General features: G+C 59.2%; 12 protein-coding genes. 7 read left to right on the top strand and 5 right to left on the bottom strand.

The features are described from left to right. Position 1: 1 nt before the first annotated feature. Positions 2-886 carry a hypothetical protein gene (locus tag ACXYL9_RS10155; RefSeq protein WP_459039379.1) on the bottom strand — a complete coding sequence of 295 codons (885 nt, stop codon included), beginning with the start codon at positions 884-886 and terminating at the stop codon, positions 2-4. Next, on the bottom strand, positions 886-3,336 hold the full coding sequence (locus ACXYL9_RS10150; protein WP_459039378.1) for a cyclic nucleotide-binding domain-containing protein: 2,451 nt from the start codon (positions 3,334-3,336) through the stop codon (positions 886-888). Before ACXYL9_RS10150 ends, ACXYL9_RS10155 begins: the two co-directional genes overlap by 1 nt. 93 nt (positions 3,337-3,429) lie before the next feature. Here ACXYL9_RS10150 and ACXYL9_RS10145 point away from each other — a divergent pair, with 93 nt between their 5' ends. After that, positions 3,430-4,341: a tetratricopeptide repeat protein gene (locus ACXYL9_RS10145; protein ID WP_459039377.1), complete on the top strand. Its 912-nt coding sequence runs from the start codon at positions 3,430-3,432 to the stop codon at positions 4,339-4,341. Positions 4,342-4,360: 19 nt separating this feature from the next. Here ACXYL9_RS10145 and ACXYL9_RS10140 read toward each other — a convergent pair whose 3' ends face one another. Together ACXYL9_RS10140 and gdhA are read right to left on the bottom strand one after the other, a co-directional pair. Next, positions 4,361-4,903, bottom strand: a complete 543-nt coding sequence (locus tag ACXYL9_RS10140; RefSeq protein WP_459039376.1) for a Pycsar system effector family protein — start codon at positions 4,901-4,903, stop codon at positions 4,361-4,363. Beyond that, a complete protein-coding gene (gene gdhA / locus ACXYL9_RS10135; RefSeq protein WP_459039375.1) occupies positions 4,900-6,255 on the bottom strand; it encodes an NADP-specific glutamate dehydrogenase in 1,356 nt (451 codons plus the stop codon). The genes ACXYL9_RS10140 and gdhA overlap by 4 nt, the downstream gene beginning before the upstream one ends. A 215-nt stretch (positions 6,256-6,470) precedes the next feature. On the opposite strand from gdhA, the gene ACXYL9_RS10130 reads away from it, so the two are divergent. The 6 genes from ACXYL9_RS10130 to ACXYL9_RS10105 all read left to right on the top strand — a co-directional run bounded on the left by ACXYL9_RS10130 (position 6,471) and on the right by ACXYL9_RS10105 (position 15,999). Further along, positions 6,471-6,689, top strand: coding sequence for a hypothetical protein (locus tag ACXYL9_RS10130; RefSeq protein ID WP_459039374.1), 219 nt, complete (start codon positions 6,471-6,473; stop codon positions 6,687-6,689). 67 nt (positions 6,690-6,756) lie between these two features. Further along, entirely contained in the window at positions 6,757-7,278 is a 522-nt protein-coding gene (locus tag ACXYL9_RS10125; protein WP_459039373.1) for a bactofilin family protein, read from the top strand. Between the two features lie 628 nt (positions 7,279-7,906). Further along, positions 7,907-9,637, top strand: coding sequence for a BCCT family transporter (locus ACXYL9_RS10120; RefSeq protein WP_459039372.1), 1,731 nt, complete (start codon positions 7,907-7,909; stop codon positions 9,635-9,637). A gap of 386 nt (positions 9,638-10,023) precedes the next feature. Then, positions 10,024-12,711 carry a TonB-dependent receptor gene (locus ACXYL9_RS10115; RefSeq protein WP_459039371.1) on the top strand — a complete coding sequence of 896 codons (2,688 nt, stop codon included), beginning with the start codon at positions 10,024-10,026 and terminating at the stop codon, positions 12,709-12,711. Between the two features lie 82 nt (positions 12,712-12,793). After that, positions 12,794-14,764, top strand: a complete 1,971-nt coding sequence (locus ACXYL9_RS10110) for a tetratricopeptide repeat-containing sulfotransferase family protein (RefSeq protein ID WP_459039370.1) — start codon at positions 12,794-12,796, stop codon at positions 14,762-14,764. Then, positions 14,764-15,999 carry an MFS transporter gene (locus tag ACXYL9_RS10105; RefSeq protein ID WP_459039369.1) on the top strand — a complete coding sequence of 412 codons (1,236 nt, stop codon included), beginning with the start codon at positions 14,764-14,766 and terminating at the stop codon, positions 15,997-15,999. The genes ACXYL9_RS10110 and ACXYL9_RS10105 overlap by 1 nt, the downstream gene beginning before the upstream one ends. 27 nt (positions 16,000-16,026) lie before the next feature. Here the strand turns inward: ACXYL9_RS10105 and ACXYL9_RS10100 are convergent, their stop codons facing one another. Then, entirely contained in the window at positions 16,027-17,547 is a 1,521-nt protein-coding gene (locus ACXYL9_RS10100; protein ID WP_459039368.1) for a tryptophan halogenase family protein, read from the bottom strand. Between the last annotated feature and the right edge of the window lie 38 nt (positions 17,548-17,585).

The raw sequence follows: 17,585 nt of genomic DNA, 5'->3' as shown, positions 1-17,585 counted from the left end.
CCTAACCCCAATAGTAGAACACGCTGATGACATGCGCGAGAAGCGCTGCCAGCAGGGCTATGGTGGCGGGGATGTGGATGAACAGCCAGATCTCGAGGCGGGCCTTGATCTGCATGTGACGACGTATTTGCGCGAGGCTGGCTGCGCGGCGGCGAAGCAATGCGCGGACCTTGCCTTCGGCAGAAATTTCGTTCTGGCTGGTCCGGAAATCATCCGGCATGCTGTCGAGCGCGCGTTTGGTGGTGCATTTGCTGTAATTGCCGCTCAGGCGCGCCCAAAATCCGCCAGCAAAAATATCCTGCTCCAGCGCGGCGATGACGAGGTTCGATTGTTCGCGGTCAAGGGGCTGTGCCGCTTGCTCCAACTGCCGATCAATCGCTTCCACCGCGTCGACCATTTGCTTGCGGGTCATCTCCTTGCGGTTGGAACTCAGCTGGCTCGGCAACGTGGCGTAAACAGCAATGCCATAAAGCCCGCTTACAATGACCAACATCATCAGCGACCACGCCAGCGTGTGCACGTTCCAGCCGAGCTGAAATCCCGTGTGCAGCGTTCCGATAACCACCAACGAGAGTCCGAGATAGACATGGGCGCTGGTCCACGCCTTCAGGCTCCAGTGCCCCTCGGTCATCTTGCGTTTGCGAATACCCAGCAGGGAAAGCCAGATTATCAGGCCCAGTCCGATTGTACCCAGCAGATAGCCGTACCAACTGCCGCCATTGGGCCGGGGTTGCTGGTCGATGAGCAGATATCCGAGAAACAGGACGAAGCTTAGCGCCCCCGCGATTTTCGCCCACCGCATACGCCGATGGACCAGAAAGCTCTCATGATCGGACGCTCGGCGGCTGTCATGATAATCGAAATCGCCTTTGGGGGCGGTCGCCATCAGCTATCTTCCTCCAGCCGCGCGACCGACAGGAATTTTTCAGGCGCGACCCGGATTGCTGCGCCGGTTGGGCAGGCTCTTACGCAGGCAGGACCACCGGTAATGCCGCTGCACATGTCACACTTGATCGCGACTTTGGGCCGTTCTGTGCCGTCGCTCTCTGCTTTTTTCTTGCGCCAAGAGTATGGCGCTTCGCCGGGGCCGGGACCCATCCCCCACAGCAGCCATTTGGAGAATGATGGCTTTGGAGGCGGCTTCGGTTCCATCCGGATCACACCGTATGGACAATTGCGTTGGCAGTTGCCGCAACCGATGCAGGTTTCGTCAATTACCACTTCGCCGTCTGGGCCGCGCGTGATCGCATTGGGAGGGCAATCTGCCATGCAGTGCGGATGCTCGCAGTGGCGGCATGAGGTCGGCACATGGAGATGCGCGTATGTGCGGCCGGCTTCACGATCGAGCCTGCTCAGACCATCGTGACTGTCGGCGCATGCTTTTTCGCAATTGTCGCAGCCGATGCACAATTTCTCATCGATCAACAGCACATCGGTCGCTTCGCCGACACCGTTGTCGACGAGAAATTGCGCGGTCTGAGAATACATGTCGACCACACCGCCAAAACTGTCTTTGCGGCTCTCGACGAAGGCATTGACTTCGCGCCTGCTTGCCATGTCGGAGATCGCCCGTTCGCGCAGTCGCGGGTTGCGCTCAAGCAGGGACATAAATGATGCGCCCGGAATGCGGATGACCTCGGACTTGATCGCCGCCTTGACGCTGGCAGTCCGCGCCGAGCCATCAATCACCGCCATCTCGCCAAAGTAGGATCCGGCTGGAAGATAGCTGAGGAACACAGGGTGCCCGCCGATATCCTTTTCGACAATCATCGAGCCACGGCGGACGATGTATATGTCCTTGTCGTCCGCGCCCTCCTGGATCACGATCTCGCCTGCGCGCTTTTCGATCACTTCGGAGTTGTCGACCAACTCGGCCACGTCGTCGCGCGTCAATCCTGAACCGAACATCTGGAGCAACTGCCGTTCAATCGAGATGCGGTTGACCGCGCGGTTTGCGCTGGGGGCTGTGGCGAGCAGTTTGAGAGCCGCGCTGCGGGTGAACTCCACCACCGTCGTCGGTTCGGCTGCGCGGATGGTTGCGCCTCGCCGACGTCCGGAAATCAGCCCGACCTCACCGAATATCGAGCCTTGTTCGATCGGCACTGTTATCGAGGGATCATCCGGATTGACCTCGACCGCAACCGAACCTTCAGCGATGGCAAACATGGAGTTGCCGGTGTCGTTGCGGCTAAAAATGATCTCGCCCGACTGAAAATGTGCCACTGAACTGTCGAGCATCAGCTCGCGAATTTGCAGCGGCGAAAGTTCTCGCAGGATCACCACCTGGTCGCGGAACGTCTCGAGCCATTCGTTAACACTGCGTTGGCCGGGAAGGGCGCCGAACTTTTCTGCCAGAATAGGCTCGTCAGCCGGCTTGAGATCATGGTTCCCGTTGAGGAACTCGATCACGTCGTAACCCTGGTTCATGCAATGCTTGATCAGCGGATATCCTGCCAGAGCCCCGATGGCGTAAACGCCGTTCTTGCTGGTCTCAAAATTAGGCGACAACGAAGGAAATGCGCTTCGATCCTCGCTGCTGAATTCAACCCCTATCGCCTCGACAAATCCGCGCGGCGGCTGGGACCCGGTCCGTGCAATAATGCGGTCACAGGGTATAGTTTGCTCGCCATCGCGTGTCTCGAGGACAAGCTCGGTCGGACGCACCTCCAAAGGGCTGGTTTCACAGCGAACCGATATCCGGCCATCGGCTTCGGCTTCTTCCAGCAGTTTGACATTGGCCGGCTTGGCGCGTGCGAACTCAGCCCGACGGTTCAGGATAGTGACGATATTTCGCTGAGCCGGATCGGCTGCCAATCCAAGTGCATTTTCGATCCCCGCGTCGCCGGAACCGACCACGGTTATATGCTCGTCAAAATACTCGCCGGGATCATCGAGCTGATATTGGATGTGCGGAAGATCGGCCCCGGGTGTGCGCAGCCGGTTGGGATTGCCTTGCGTGCCGATTGCCAGCACCACCGCTTCCGCCTTGATGGCATCTCCGTTTTTTAGCTGGATAGAGAATTCGCCAGCTTCGCCTTCGATTGCGACGACCTCTGCATTCAGCATCACATTGACCGACTGGCCGGAGATTTGCTCGTCCCAGATGCCCAGGACCGTCTCGCGCTTGCTCGCGTCAAAGTCGAGATCGGATCTCAGGACAAGGTTTGATGGCGTGGCCATCACATGCTTGCCCTTTTGATATTTGAAAATCGTGTCGGAGAGGTGATCGGTCTTTTCGAGCAGGACGTGGCTCATCCCGAGAGCAGCTGCATGCGCAGCCGAACTCAAACCTGCTGGACCAGATCCAACTATGGCAACACGCACGCGTTCTGCCAAAATCCTCCCTCCTTCCGATTGGCATCATAAGGAAATACGGGAGCCGCGCTACCGGCAATTGTCGGCCAACTAACCCGCTGCTATCCACTGAGCATGGCGGAAGAAAAAACCAGGTCTGGCGACCATCGAACCGGGATGATAGCTCTAGGCGTGGCGACAGTTCTCCTAGTAGGAGCAATCGGTTATCGCGAATTTGGCTCCGGTCGATACGCTTCTGACGACACCGGAATCGAAGCGCTGCTTTCGATCGATGACCTGCGCGAAAGAGCCGAGGGTTCCGGTGATGCGGAGGCTTGGCAGGCGCTGGGCTTTGCCTATTTCGAGCGAGCCGAGTTTGGCAAGGCAGCGCAGGCCTATCGCAAGGCAGTGGACATCGACGATGGAGAGGCAGTCCTCTGGTCGGCCCTGGGGGAGGCGCTGGTGCTGGCGAGCGAGCGCGATCCGATGCCGGCTGACGCATTGGTCGCTTTTCGCAAGGCTAGCGAAATCGATCCGGGCGACTCCCGCTCGCGCTACTTTCTCGCGGTCAATCGCGATCTGTCCGGAGATCATGACGGAGCAATAGCGGACTGGTTGGCCTTGCTCGGCGATACTGACCAAGGCGCTCCTTGGGAACGGGATCTGATCCGTACGATCAAACAGGTCGGAGCGATCAACCAAATCGCAGTGACTGACCGGATTGACAAGATTCTGGCAGCGCGTCCGCCAGTCATGGCGCAATCGGGGACGGGCCTCTCGGGGCCTACCCAGAGCGAAATTGCCGCAGCAGGAGCGATCCCGCCCTCAGAGCAGCGCGCTATGGCGGAGAATATGGTCGCGCGACTGGAGCAACGGCTGGAGGGAGACCCGGACAACATCGAAGGCTGGGTCATGCTGATGCGAAGCAGGATGACGTTGGGCGAACCGCAGTTGGCCAAAGCGGCGCTCGATGCTGCAATCCGCGCCAATCCCGATCAAGCGTCGCTTCTAAGTGATCAAGCTGCCCAGCTGGGTGTCGGCAGATAGGGCTTAGTTTCGCTGCGGGTCAAAACAGGCCGGAGAACAATTCGCGCTGCTCATAGAGAAATACGAACAAGGCCAAGGTCAGCCCCACCAGGAAAATCCGATAGGACCAACCCAGCAGGCGGTACTTGCGGCGCTGGAGAACTTGCCCGTTCTGGTAGATGTCTCGTAGCATCAGCCGGTAGATATCTTCGTCATTGTCCAATCGCGCGATCACCTGATCAGCGAAATCTTTCTCTTCGAGTGTAGTAAAGACACCGAAGAACAGGATGTTACCTTCGGTGTCCGCAACCGGATCCCGGCTGAAGCGTGGTAACACCGCGGCGACGGACAAGCATGCTGAAACAAAGGCGAACGTACCCAGCACGACGAGTGCCATCGATGCAAATCCACGCCCGGCCTGGCCCACAGCCAGAGTGAAAACCACAAAACTCGCGCCCATTAACAGGCTGGCCTTTTGATCGGCCATCTGGCTCAATCGAAGATTGGCCTGCATCGACGTGCGAAGCAGATGGATCGCCTGCGGAGAGAGTGAGCGGGTGGCCGGTTTCTGATCGTCGCTCATACAACCCCGAAGGCAAGCATGGCGTCCGCCACTTTCTTGAATCCGGCCACATTCGCCCCTTTGACATAGTCGGTATAGCCGCCACCCTGATCGCCATAGGTCAGGCAGCGCTCGTGAATTCCATGCATGATGTCACGCAGCATTTTTTGCAGCTCATCTTCGCTCCAGGGACGGCGTTCGGAGTTCTGGCTCATCTCGAGGCCGGACACGGCGACACCGCCCGCATTGGCGGCTTTCCCCGGCGCGAAAAGGATTCTCGCGTCCTTGAACACATGGACGCCTTCGAGGTCGGTCGGCATATTGGCGCCTTCGGAAACGGCCATGCACCCGTTCTTCACCAGCGCCCGGGCATCGTCTCCGATCAATTCGTTCTGGGTTGCGCAGGGCAGGGCGACATCGCATTCGACATTCCAGGGTCGCTTACCCTCGTGAAAGGTCGCACCACCAAATTCGTCGACATAATCCGAGATACGCCCGCGGCGATGGGTCTTGTGATGCTTGACCCATTCCAGCTTCTCCTGGCCGATGCCGTCGGGATCGTGGATGAAGCCGCCAGAGTCTGAAAGAGTTAGCACTTTCCCTCCCAATTGACCGATCTTTTCCGCTGCGTGCGTGGCAACGTTACCGGAACCCGAAATCACAGCTGTCTTTCCGTCCAGGTCCGCGTCCTTGGTCGCCAGCATGTCAGCGAGGAAATATACCGCGCCATAGCCAGTTGCTTCTGGCCTGATCAGCGACCCGCCAAATTCCAGACCTTTGCCAGTCAGGACACCGCTGAACTCGTTGGTAATGCGTTTGTATTGGCCAAACATGTAGCCGATTTCTCGTGCGCCCACGCCGATATCGCCCGCCGGCACGTCGGTGTCGGGGCCGATGTGGCGATAAAGCTCGGTCATGAAGCTCTGGCAAAAGCGCATGATCTCGCGCGTACTCTTGCCTTTGGGGTTGAAGTTGGAACCGCCTTTTCCACCGCCCATTGGCAGACCGGTGAGCGCGTTCTTGAAAGTCTGTTCGAAGGCCAGGAACTTGAGCACGCTTTCGTTGACGCTTGGATGAAAACGAAGCCCGCCTTTGTAAGGACCGATGGCATTGTTGTTCTGCACCCGCCATCCGCGTTGGACGCGAACATTGCCATTGTCGTCCTCCCAGCAGACGCGGAAGCTCACGACCCTGTCTGGTTCAGAAATCCGCCGCAGGATCTGCTCGCTGTGATATTCTTCCTTGTCTTCGATGAAATCGAATATGTCTTCTGCGACTTCCTGCACTGCTTGGACGAACTCAGTTTGATGCGGATTGCGGCGCTTAACCCCTTCCATGAATCGATTGAAATCGACGTGATCGGCTACGGCCATTGCGAGTCCTCCCCTGTATAATTGCTCCGTCCGACCCGTCGCTTCGCCGATCATTGTTCGAGGCTTCCAGCGATAATGCAGACTATAAGCACCTATTTGAGGAAAAGCATAATCTGCCTGCCTCTCTTGCTAGCTGAGCACCTCGAAAGCGCCAGCGCATCTGACCTGATGTCGGGAAGTAGGCAGTGTAGAAACAAGTTGGCGTGAGACCGACCATGCCGCAGGGGGTCTCTGAAAAACTTGCAATCGCTGGCGCAGTTTACCTGCCGCGCAGTATTGTCGCACTGCCCGAATACAAGCGCCGCCAATACAAAGCGCCGGATTATTTTCCCGCAGGAGTTTCGTTGTCATCAACGATTGAACAATCATTGCGCCAAAATGGAACGCATTTTTCGAGTCATTTAGGCGGCGCGAAAAATTCTGATACACCTTAATGATTCGTTATCCATGGGCTTCCGCTTTCGGGGAGCGCGGCGTTAATTCATGAGAGAGAATGTTGGGATGCGTGACAGCGACGACAACAAGCCCAAAACGCGGAAATATCCCCTGCCACAGCCGGGGGAAGAGCCGCAGCAAGATCACGACATAGGTCGGGATGGAGTTTCCTACATTGCCGAGAACATCACGATGCACGGTGATATCGAGGGGACCGGCGACCTGGTTGTGAGGGGCATGGTCGAAGGCGGCGTCCAATGCGGTACTCTTGTAATTGAAGAGGGCGGGTCGGTGCGAGGCGATATCCGCACCGATCGTTTGCGTCTCATGGGGACTGTCGAAGGCGCAATTTATTCTGACGAGGTTGCGATCGAAGAGACTGCCATGGTTTCCGGCGATATCGAGTATTCCAGGATGCGGATGAGCACCGGGAGCGCAATCAATGGGCAGCTCAACTATCGCGGCGAGAGAGCGGAGCAAATGAAAAAACCGGACAGGAAACTTGTATCGAACAAATCGGATAAGGTGGTTTCAGGAGTTTTCGAAGATCCGAGTTTTTCCCGCAACCTGGGTAACGACACCGCCTGAATTGGGCAGAGATTTTTTGGTTGATCAGCGTCTATGACGATAATTTGCACACTTTTTGGGCATCGAGTCATCGCTGAACCTGTCTGGAATAGGGGGTTCTATTTCGCGCGGTGCGCACGGTGCAGTGCGGATGTCGTCAGGATACCCGGTGAGCGGTGGCACAGACCCCGCAATGCTCGGGTAATCTGGCAGGGGGAAGCCCCCCTTTCACAGAAATCGGCGACCTTGGTCACACCCTCCTCAGAGCCGCCTGTTCCCGCCGACCCTCCTGCGCAGAAGGCGAAACATCCTCAGCCAATAGCTGACCACCGCCAGATATCGAAAAAAGCGTCCGCCATCCCTGATTTCATGGGGTCGCGCGCCTATCGCGAAGCCGCGAGGCCGATTGAATCGGACGAGCCGGTTGCAACGGTATCCAAACTCCCCAAGCGAGCCAGCCCAACCTAGCTTGGCATTCATGCTTCCTCTCATGTGCAGCTCGCGGGGCGAGGCTTGCGGGCGAGCGCCATTTTCTGGCAGGGATGCCACACAACAATAGATCGGTCCGCCATTGCGCGGAACACAGAGCATCTCGAGCTGGTTGTCCTATTGCGACAGCGCGGTCGCTGGTCGCAAGGGAACGCATGTCATGACAAATGAAGCGCAAGTCGATAAGCAATCGTCGGGCTCCGGCCCAGTCGACCCACCGCTTTTCGAGTTGCCTGTCGCGACGGCGGAAGCCGGTTTCTACACCGGTTTCAGCACTCATGTTGCCATTCCGGCAAAAATCATCGTCGCCATCTTGATCGTCTGGGCAATTGTCTTCCCGACACACGCCAGTGAAACCCTCGCGCTCGCAAACGAGACCATCATTCGGCAGTTTGCCGGCTGGTACGTTTATCTCGTCGCTTTTCTGGTCGCGGTCTGCGCCATTCTGGCGCTCGTTCCGCAATCGGGTTCGCTGCGATTAGGGGCCCCTGGAGAAACGCCTGAATTTTCGCGCTTTTCGTGGTTTTCGATGCTGTTCGGGGCCGGGATCGGTATCGGCATGCTGACCTATTCGACCGGGGAACCCCTCGCTCATTTCCAAAACAATCCCGATATCATCCGCGGTTATGTCGAGCCTGTCAGCGCTGCGGCAGTGGCATCTGCCTATGAATACACCTTTCTGCACTGGGGTCTTTCGGCGTGGTCGACCTATGCGCTTGTCGGGCTGGCGATCGGCTATGTCGCCTATCGCCGCAGCCTGCCATTGACGATCCGTTCGTCACTGGCACCTTTGTTCGGCCTGCGCCTCTCGGGCATCGGCGGCCACATGGTCGATATCGTGGCGGTGGTCGCGACCATCCTCGGCGTGTCAGTGACCCTGGGGCTGGGCGTCGAACAATTCGTAGCCGGGCTTTACCGGCTGGGGATGGGCGAATGGTTGATGGCGCCAAACGGGACCGCTTCCAATGCAGCCATCATTGCCGCTCTGGTACTGCTGGTAGGTGCCTCCACACTCTCGGCTCTGTCTGGGGTGGGGCGCGGCATCAAGTGGCTGTCCAATCTCAATATGGCGCTATCTTTCCTGCTGCTGGCAGTGTTCCTGATATTCGGATCGGGCCTGTTCGGCCTGGGCCTGCTCTTCAATGGGCTGGTTGATCACGTCGCCAGCCTTCCGGTGACGATGCTGAGCCTTTGGAGCGCAGACGGGACCGCGACAGGCGACGCGCTGGCGCAATGGCAACTCGACTGGTCGGTCTTCTATTGGGCCTGGTGGATCGCCTTTGCTCCCTTTGTGGGCATGTTCATCGCCCGCATTTCGCGCGGTCGGACGGTGCGCGAATATGTGCTCGGCGTGGTGCTGGTGCCATCGCTCATGTGCTTCATATGGATGGCACTCGCAGGCGGTACGGCGATTTCACTGGAACTGGACGGAACTGCGCAAGGTTCGATACTCGCGGCGAGCATTTCCGACCAGATCTATGCCACCATCTCTGCATTGTTCAGCAGCGGGATCGCCTCGCTGCTCAGCGGATTGATCGTGATACTGCTGATGACTTATCTCATCACCTCGGCTGACAGCGCCATCCTGATCGTCAACACGATCAACGGGGCGGGGAGTGACGACGATGCCGGCCGCCGGCACATCTTGTTCTGGGGTGCGTCGCTGGGACTGGTCGTCGGCAGCATGCTCGTGCTGGGCGGGATAGACGCCATTCGCGTGACGATGATCATCGGGGCGCTGCCATTCTCTGTCGTCGTTGCGCTGATGGCCGTCTCTATCGTCAAGGCAATCGTGTACGATGTCATCCGCAACCGGCACGGGGTCCAGACCCATTGCGAAGTGCTGCTCTCCGAGGCTGCCGAACGCGCCGAAAAGCGGTCCACCGTATAGGCCAAGACTATCTTGGCGCTCTTGGAACGAGACTTAGGCGAAACATAATTACAACTATAAGTATATCTGGGCGAATTCTCAAGACTGGCAATTGAAATCTGCTCAATTGCTTTCTTTATTTGATAGCAAAAAAAGCGATGTTCATGTTTCTCATGGATGATCCTTGTGTGAAAACTTCGGATAATTCCGTGTTGCGATATTGCAACGTCTGAAAATCGATCTGGAAAAGTGCGGTTGTGCCGGTGGAACCTGCGCGGACAACTTGTTAGCGCTCTCATCACAAGTCGCGAACTCTCTTTTCGCGAATACGCAATTCATGCGGGACCATCCGCGAGAACTTCATCGACGTGGCGACGTCATCCGGGACCACCCGAGGGGAATATAGCATGAAATCTCTACGCAGCAGCGCCTCGCTTGGCGTGCTGGCGACGCTTATTGCGACACCTGCTGTCGCGCAGGGTCAGCAGGGCAACGCGCAAACATCGTCGCAGGCACAGGTGTCTGCTCAGGCGAAGGCACAGGCCAAGCCTCGCACCGGCGGCGTGCCGACAATCACCGTCACCGCTACCAAGCGCAGCGAGGACCTGCAGGACGTGGCCATCTCGGTCAACGCCATCGGCGAGGACGCGCTGGATGAACTGGGTATCTCGACCTTTGACGATTACCTCGTCCAGCTGCCTAATGTAACCGCAGGTGGTTCGGGTCCGGGACAAAGCACGATCTATGTTCGCGGCCTCGCCTCGACTACGCCCAACCTGACCACCGCCGGCGTCGCCGGTCTGGCCCCCAACGTTGCGCTGTACCTCGACGAGCAGCCGCTGGCCCAGCCGGGCCGCAACCTGGATGTCTATGCCGCCGACCTTGAACGGATCGAGGTGCTGGCCGGCCCGCAGGGCACGTTGTTTGGTGCCAGTTCGCAGGCAGGCGTCGTGCGCCTCATCACCAACAAGGCGAGCCTGTCGGGCTTCGATGCAGGTTTCGATATCGAAACCAGTTTCACCAAGAATGGTGAGACCTCCTACAAGGGTGAGGCCATGGTCAACGTGCCGGTCAGCGATGCGCTGGCGCTGCGCGGGGTTGTCTATCTCGACGATCAGGGCGGTTATATCGACAATGTCCAGGGCACCCGCACCGCCCGCGAAAGCGCGCGCTTCCGCCCGGCGGGAACTATCCGCGAGAATGGGGTGCCGGTCAACGCGCTGCGCGGCGGGTTCCAGGCCGGCGCCGACCTGTCGGCCGTCACCTTCTTGCCCACCGACAATGCTGGACTGGTAGAAGAAGACTTCAATGACACGCAATACGCTGGTTTCCGCGTATCGGCGTTGTATGAGCTCACCCCCGACTGGCGCCTGACAGTCAGCCACGCGCGACAGAGCGTGGAATCGGACGGCGTGTTCTTCGCCGACCCCGCGCTCGACCTCGACGATCTGGAAATCCAGCGTTTCGAAGAAGACCGGCTAGAGGACGATTTCAGCAACACAAGCTGGACCGTCGAAGGGCGCATTGCCATGCTCGATGTGGTCTATACCGGCGCATACACCGACCGCGAGACGGAGCAGCGGGTCGACTACACTGACTATCTCTTCGTCGGCCAGTACCTGCCGTATTACATCTGCGATGGATCGGTTAGCTATCCCGGCGCGGCTAACCCGAGCGGGACCTGCCAGCCGCCCAACCTTTACGTGAACTCCGTATCGGAAACTACTGTATTCACGCAGGAACTGCGCTTCAACACGCCTGAAGAAAACCGCTGGCGCGTAACCGCAGGCGGGTTCTACTCCGACCTCGAGCTGAAGGAACGCAACGATTTCGCCTATCCGGGCAATGTCGCTGCCGCGCCATTCGGCCCTTTCAAGCCGAACTTCCCGCAGGCCGGTTTCACGACCGACCCCGGACCGTTTCCGGCTGATACTGTTTTCCGTAACGATATCCGCCGTACCGACAAGCAGTTCGGCATTTTCGGTGAATTCAGCTTCGATGTCGTTCCCGACGTACTGACGCTGACCGCCGGTGCACGCTATTACGATATCGAGGTGGATTTCGAAGGCTCGGCCAATGGCTCGTTCTGCAACTCGTTCAGCGCGACGGACCAGAACGCTTTCGGTACCGACCTCAACGATCTGTATGACGGTGATGGGCAGTATACCTTCATCGGCAGCTGTTCGCCGGCATTGCGCCAGACCTTTAACCTGGGTGACACCATCGCAGACATCCAGGCCGCAGGGTTGAGCGCGGGTCAGGCCCAGCAGGTGTTTAATGCGTTGCAAGCGCCCGATGTCGCGAAGGCCACAGGTACCATCTTCAAGGGCACGGCGACTTTCACGCCCAACGAAGACCTGCTGTTCTACGCGACCTATTCGGAGGGTTTCCGGCCAGGCCTGCTCAACCGCCCGGGCGGGGCGACCAACGGCGCGGGCTTCACCGTCCCATTCGAGCTCGAGACCGACGAGGTCAAGAACTACGAACTGGGCTGGAAGCTTGACCTGATCGACGGCCAGTTCCGCTTCAACGGCAGTGCATTCTTCGTTGATATCAGCCGTCTGCAGACGACCATCTTCGATCCCAGCATCACCAATCTGTTCTTCAGTGACAATGCGGCCGATGCGGAAATCAAGGGTATCGAGGGCGAGTTCACCATCGCTCCCTATTCGTTGCCGGGCCTGACCGTGGCGGGCGCTTTCAGCTTCCTCGACACCGAGATCACCGAGGTCCTGACACCGACCTCGGATGTAAACGTGGGCGACGACCTGGCCTATGCACCCAGTTTCCAGGGGAATTTGCGGGTGCGCTACGAATGGGATGCTGGCGACATGACGTTCCACGTCCAGCCGCAGGTACTGCATTCCGCATCCAAGTTTACGGACATCATCACGATTAACCGGCTCGAGCTCGACAGTTACACGACCTTCGACATGTCGGTGGGGATGAAGAAGGATAGCTGGTCGGTCGAACTGTTTGGCAAGAACCTGACCGATACGCGGGCGCAGATCGCGGGCAACTTCATCAATGATCGCTCCCGGATCACAACCAATCGTCCGCTGACGGGCGGAATTCGCTTCAGTTGGGACTACTGATAGATCCAACCGAAAGAAAATCGAGCGGCGGGCAGGTCACAAGACTTGCCCGCCGCTTTCCTTTTGCGGCAAGGTCGGCTGTGTGACTGATAACCGCGACACCCTGCTGAACGAGGCCCGCGAAGCGCTCCAATCCGGCGACTTCGAACGCGGTTTGGCGAGTGCCGAGAACCTACTTGCAACATGGCCCGACGATGCAGAGGCGCTGTATATGGCTGCGGTCGCCCAGCGTTTTCTCAAGCGATACGTAGCTGCGGGACAGATCCTGCAGCGGCTTCATGCAGCATCGCCCGAATATGGCCGTGCATGGCAAGAAGCGGGGCACTTGGCGCGCGATGCGGGGAACCGGGATGCTGCCATCGCCGCCTATGCGCGCGCGGTCCAATTCAATCCCGTGCTCGAGGCGAGTTGGACGGCGCAAGCCCAGTTGCTCGAAGCCGATGCGCGGTTGGTTGAGGCGCAAGCAGCAAGGGCACAGGCCGAGCGGTTACGCAAGCTTCCGCGCGAGCTGCTGGCAGTCGCCAATCACCTGCACGAGGGTCGCCTGCTACGCGCCGAAGAAATTTGCCGCGCATTCCTGCAGAAGAACCCGCGCAACGTCGAAGGCATGCGTCTTCTGGCGCAGATCGGCATCAAGCTGGGTATCCTCGACGATGCGGAATTCCTGCTCGAAAGTGCCGTCGCCTTCCAGCCCGACAACGTCCAGCTTCGGCTCGATTACATGGACGCTTTGCGGCGGCGGCAGAAATTTGCCCAGTCGCGCGAACAGGCAGAGAGTCTGCACCAAGGCGAACCGGACAATCCGCTGTTCCAGTCTCACCTAGCAATCGAGAGCATGCAGACCGGGGACTATGACCGGGCCTTCGATCTGTTCGAACAGGTGCTCGCGAAAATACCTGGCGATCCGGCCACGCTGACCAGCCGCGGCCATGCGCTCAAGACCACCGGCCAGAGCGAGGAAGCGGTTGCCAGTTACCGCGCCGCGATTGCCGCGCGGCCGGATCACGGCGATGCCTATTATGCGCTCGCCAATCTCAAGACCTATCGCTTCACCGACCAAGAGGTCGACGCGATGCGCGGACAGGTCGACCGGCCGGACCTTGGCTTCATGGACCGCGTCCATATCTCCTTCTCGCTCGGCAAGGCGCATGAGGACCGTGCCGAATACGAAGAAAGCTTCCGGTTTTACGAACAGGGCAATGCCTTGAAGCGCGCCCAGACCCGCTACAGCGCTGATGCGATGGCCGAGGAATTGGCTCGGCAAGGCGAGGCTTGCTCCCCCGAGCTATTTGAGCACCACACGGGCACGGGCGATCCGGCGCCCGATCCGATATTTATCGTCGGCTTGCCCCGCGCAGGCTCGACCTTGCTGGAACAGATCCTCGCCAGCCACAGCCTGGTCGATGGCACGATGGAATTGCCGAACATTCTCGCGCTGGCGCATCGGCTACGAGGGCGCAAGGCGGGCCAGTCTCGCTACCCGCAGATTCTGCATGAGCTCGAAGCCGACCAGCTGGCAAAGTTTGGCGGGGATTACATCGAGAATACACGCATCCATCGGCAAGATGCGCCGTTCTTCATCGACAAGATGCCCAACAATTTCCGGCATGTCGGGCTGATTCATCTGATCCTACCCAATGCAAAGATAATCGACGCGCGGCGCGACCCGATGGATTGCTGCTTTTCTGGCTTCAAGCAGTTGTTCGCCGAAGGTCAGGAGTTCACCTACGGGCTCCACGAGATCGGCCGCTACTACGCCGACTATGTCGAGTTGATGGACCATTGGGACGCAGTGCTGCCGGGCAAGGTCCTGCGGGTGCAGCACGAGGACGTGCTCGACGATCTGGACGGGCAGGTGCGCCGGATGCTCGACCATTGCGAACTACCGTTTGAGCAGGCTTGTCTCGAGTTTCACCAGACAGATCGCGCGGTGCGCACCGCCTCTTCCGAACAGGTTCGGCAACCTATCAATCGTGCAGGGCAGGGCGCATGGAAGCCCTACGAACCCTGGCTCGCTCCGCTCAAACAGGCGCTCGGCGCCTTGGCTGACTGATGCTCGCTCCCATACTTCCCGTCCGTCCGATCCTGCTGGCGATCTTCATGATCATGGCCGGCAGTGGTTTTCTGTCGACGTTGATCGCCATTCGGTTGGAACAGGCCGAGTCCAATGCCCTGGTCATCGGCCTCGCCGCGACGGCGTATTTTGCCGGTCTCACCGCCGGATCGCTGCGCGCGCCCAAGCTGATTGCGCGGGTCGGTCACATCCGCGCTTTTGCCGCCTTCGTATCGCTGTTTTCGGCCAGCAGCCTGGCCTACGCCATCGCCCTCGACGCGCCGGTCTGGACCGTGCTGCGCTTCATCGACGGTTTCGTCATGTCGGGCGTATTCGTGTGCCTTGAAAGCTGGCTCAACCGACAGGCGACGCCGACCACACGCAGTTCGCTGCTCGCGACCTATATGATCGTGCTCTACAGCGGGCAGGCGGGCGGGCAATTCCTGCTCAACCTGGAAGACAACGCTCCCGCGCTGCCGTTCATGCTGTCGGCTATCTTGCTGTCGCTGGCGGTGCTCCCGATAGTGCTGACGCGGATGGAGCAGCCGGCGGTCGAGAGACTGGCGCCCTTTGCGCCGCGCAGATTGTACCGCGCTTCGCCACTGGGAATTGTCGGCACCGTCGCCACAGGGGGCATGTTGGGCGCGTTCTACGCGCTGGGGGCTGTCTATGTCAGCCGCACCGGTATGCCGACCTCGCAAGTTGCGCTGTTCACCTCGGTGGTCATTGCAGGCGGGGTGGCGTTGCAATGGCCGCTCGGGTTCCTGTCCGACCGGATCGATCGCCGCAAAGTCATTCTGGGCTGTTTCGCTGCTATCATTGCGCTTAGTGCGGCGATGGCTGCGGTCGCCGGCATGCCGGCGGAAACTATTGCACTGGGAAGCCTGTTCGGCGGCTTCACCTTTGCGCTTTACCCACTGTGCGTTGCCCATTTGAACGACCATCTTGGCGAGGAGGAGCGGGTAGGGGCGAGCGGTGGACTGGTGCTGGCCTATTCGGTTGGCGCGTTGGCGGGACCCATGCTTGGTTCAGCCGGGATGATGCTGGCCGGGCCTTCAGGGCTGTTTTTGGCCATAGGTCTGGTGGCGACGCTCGCCTTTGCCTTCGGCCTTTGGCGAATGGCACGCAATGCCCCGGTGCCGGGCAACGAACAGCAGGCCTTCCGCTCCATGCCGCGCACCACCCCGATGGTGGCGGTGCTGGAGGAGGAAGATGCCGAGGATTTGCGCGACTGAAGCTGCAGGTCGGGCAATCGCGCCCATTCAGGCCATTGGCGCGGGACAGTATTTCTGCAAATATTGCTCGTGCCCTGGCATCTGCTCGACGGCAAAGCGGATCGACTTTTCCATCTCGTCGAGTTCGGTTTTTGTCTTGGTCGGTTCCAGCGTGTCGGCAATGGCATTGTGGCCCCGCATCGCGATGCGCTGACCCATCATCACTGCCGCCCAGCTCGTTTCGGTAAACAGCTCGTCCTCTTCACGGAAGATCTGGCCATTGGCCTGGAACAGTTCGATCTTCTGCGTGAGCGTATCGGGCACACTCATGGTGCGGCAGTAATTCCAGAACTCGCTGTCGGTGCGTTCGGTCGCCTTATAATGCAGGATCAGGAAATCGCGGATGCGGGCGTATTCGCGTGTCGTCAGGCGATTGAAGGTATCACGCTGGGCGTCGGTGATACCGTCGAGCGACAGCATCGAGATCAACTTGTCGACCCCTGTGTTGATCAGATGGATCGATGTCGATTCGAGCGGCTCCATGAAGCCCGCCGCCAGTCCCAGCGCGACGACATTGCGATTCCAGAATTTCTTGCGATGCCCAGTGACGAAACGCAGGTGGTTGGGATCGGCGGTCGGCTTTCCGGCAATATTGTTCACCAGGATATCATGCGCCTCGTCGGCTTCCATGAAGGCATCGCAAAAGACGTGACCATTGCCGTTGCGGTGTTGCAGCGGGACCTGCCATTGCCAGCCGGCGGCATGGGCAGTCGCCTTGGTGAAGGGCGGAGGAGGGCTGCCATTGTCGCGGTTGCACGGCAGCGCCACGGCGCGGTTGCAGGGCAGCCAGTGAGTCCACTCGGTATAGCCGGTTTCCAGCGCCTGTTCGATCAGCAGGCCACGGAAGCCCGAGCAATCGATGAACAGATCGCCTTCGAGCACTTCGCCGCTGTCGAGCTGGACCGACAGGACATCGCCGCTCTCGGCATCCAGCTGGGTGTCGACGATCTTGCCTTCCTGCCGCACCACGCCGCGTTTCTCGGAATATTTGCGCAGGAAGGCAGCGTAGGCGGTGGCATTGATGTGATAGGCGTAATTGACCGGCGGCAGATCGTCGCGCTTGAACCCCTCCGTATAGTCCTGGGTTCGGGCGAACCGTCCGAAGTAGGCCGCCATGGTCTCGATGTTGAAGACCTGGATCGGCCTCTTGTCACCTTCCTGCCGGAACTTGTGCCAGACGTGATGGAACGAGATGCCGCCCATCGTATAGCCATAGGCCCCGAAGGGATGGATGTAGCTGTCCCCGACCTGGCCCCAGTTCTCGAACTGGATGCCGAGCTTGAAACTGCCCTGCACCGCGGCCAGCATTTCGCTTTCATCGACTTCGAGCAATTCGTTGAAATTGACGAAGGGAGGAATTGTCGCCTCGCCAACGCCGACCGTGCCGATTGCTTCGGACTCGACCAGCGTGATGTCGACCATGTCATTGCGCCGCAGACGGGACAGTGCGGCCGCGGCCATCCACCCGGCGGTTCCGCCGCCGACGATGATGATTTTCCTGATTGCCATGATCGCTGCGATATCCCTCTGCCAATGGGCGCGAAGCT

Source organism: Qipengyuania sp. CAU 1752, assembly GCF_054482615.1.
Note: the sequence above shows the minus strand (reverse complement) of the source record. Positions and strands in the feature narration are given on the sequence as shown.

Excerpts from the sequence above, each read along its gene's own strand:
- ACXYL9_RS10125 (WP_459039373.1), top strand. The coding sequence starts at position 6,757 with ATGCGTGACAGCGACGACAACAAGCCCAAAACGCGGAAATATCCCCTG.
- ACXYL9_RS10100 (WP_459039368.1), bottom strand. The coding sequence starts at position 17,547 with ATGGCAATCAGGAAAATCATCATCGTCGGCGGCGGAACCGCCGGGTGG.
- ACXYL9_RS10130 (WP_459039374.1), top strand. The coding sequence starts at position 6,471 with ATGCCGCAGGGGGTCTCTGAAAAACTTGCAATCGCTGGCGCAGTTTAC.
- ACXYL9_RS10105 (WP_459039369.1), top strand. The coding sequence starts at position 14,764 with ATGCTCGCTCCCATACTTCCCGTCCGTCCGATCCTGCTGGCGATCTTC.
- ACXYL9_RS10115 (WP_459039371.1), top strand. The coding sequence starts at position 10,024 with ATGAAATCTCTACGCAGCAGCGCCTCGCTTGGCGTGCTGGCGACGCTT.
- gdhA (WP_459039375.1), bottom strand. The coding sequence starts at position 6,255 with ATGGCCGTAGCCGATCACGTCGATTTCAATCGATTCATGGAAGGGGTT.
- ACXYL9_RS10140 (WP_459039376.1), bottom strand. The coding sequence starts at position 4,903 with ATGAGCGACGATCAGAAACCGGCCACCCGCTCACTCTCTCCGCAGGCG.
- ACXYL9_RS10155 (WP_459039379.1), bottom strand. The coding sequence starts at position 886 with ATGGCGACCGCCCCCAAAGGCGATTTCGATTATCATGACAGCCGCCGA.
- ACXYL9_RS10120 (WP_459039372.1), top strand. The coding sequence starts at position 7,907 with ATGACAAATGAAGCGCAAGTCGATAAGCAATCGTCGGGCTCCGGCCCA.
- ACXYL9_RS10145 (WP_459039377.1), top strand. The coding sequence starts at position 3,430 with ATGGCGGAAGAAAAAACCAGGTCTGGCGACCATCGAACCGGGATGATA.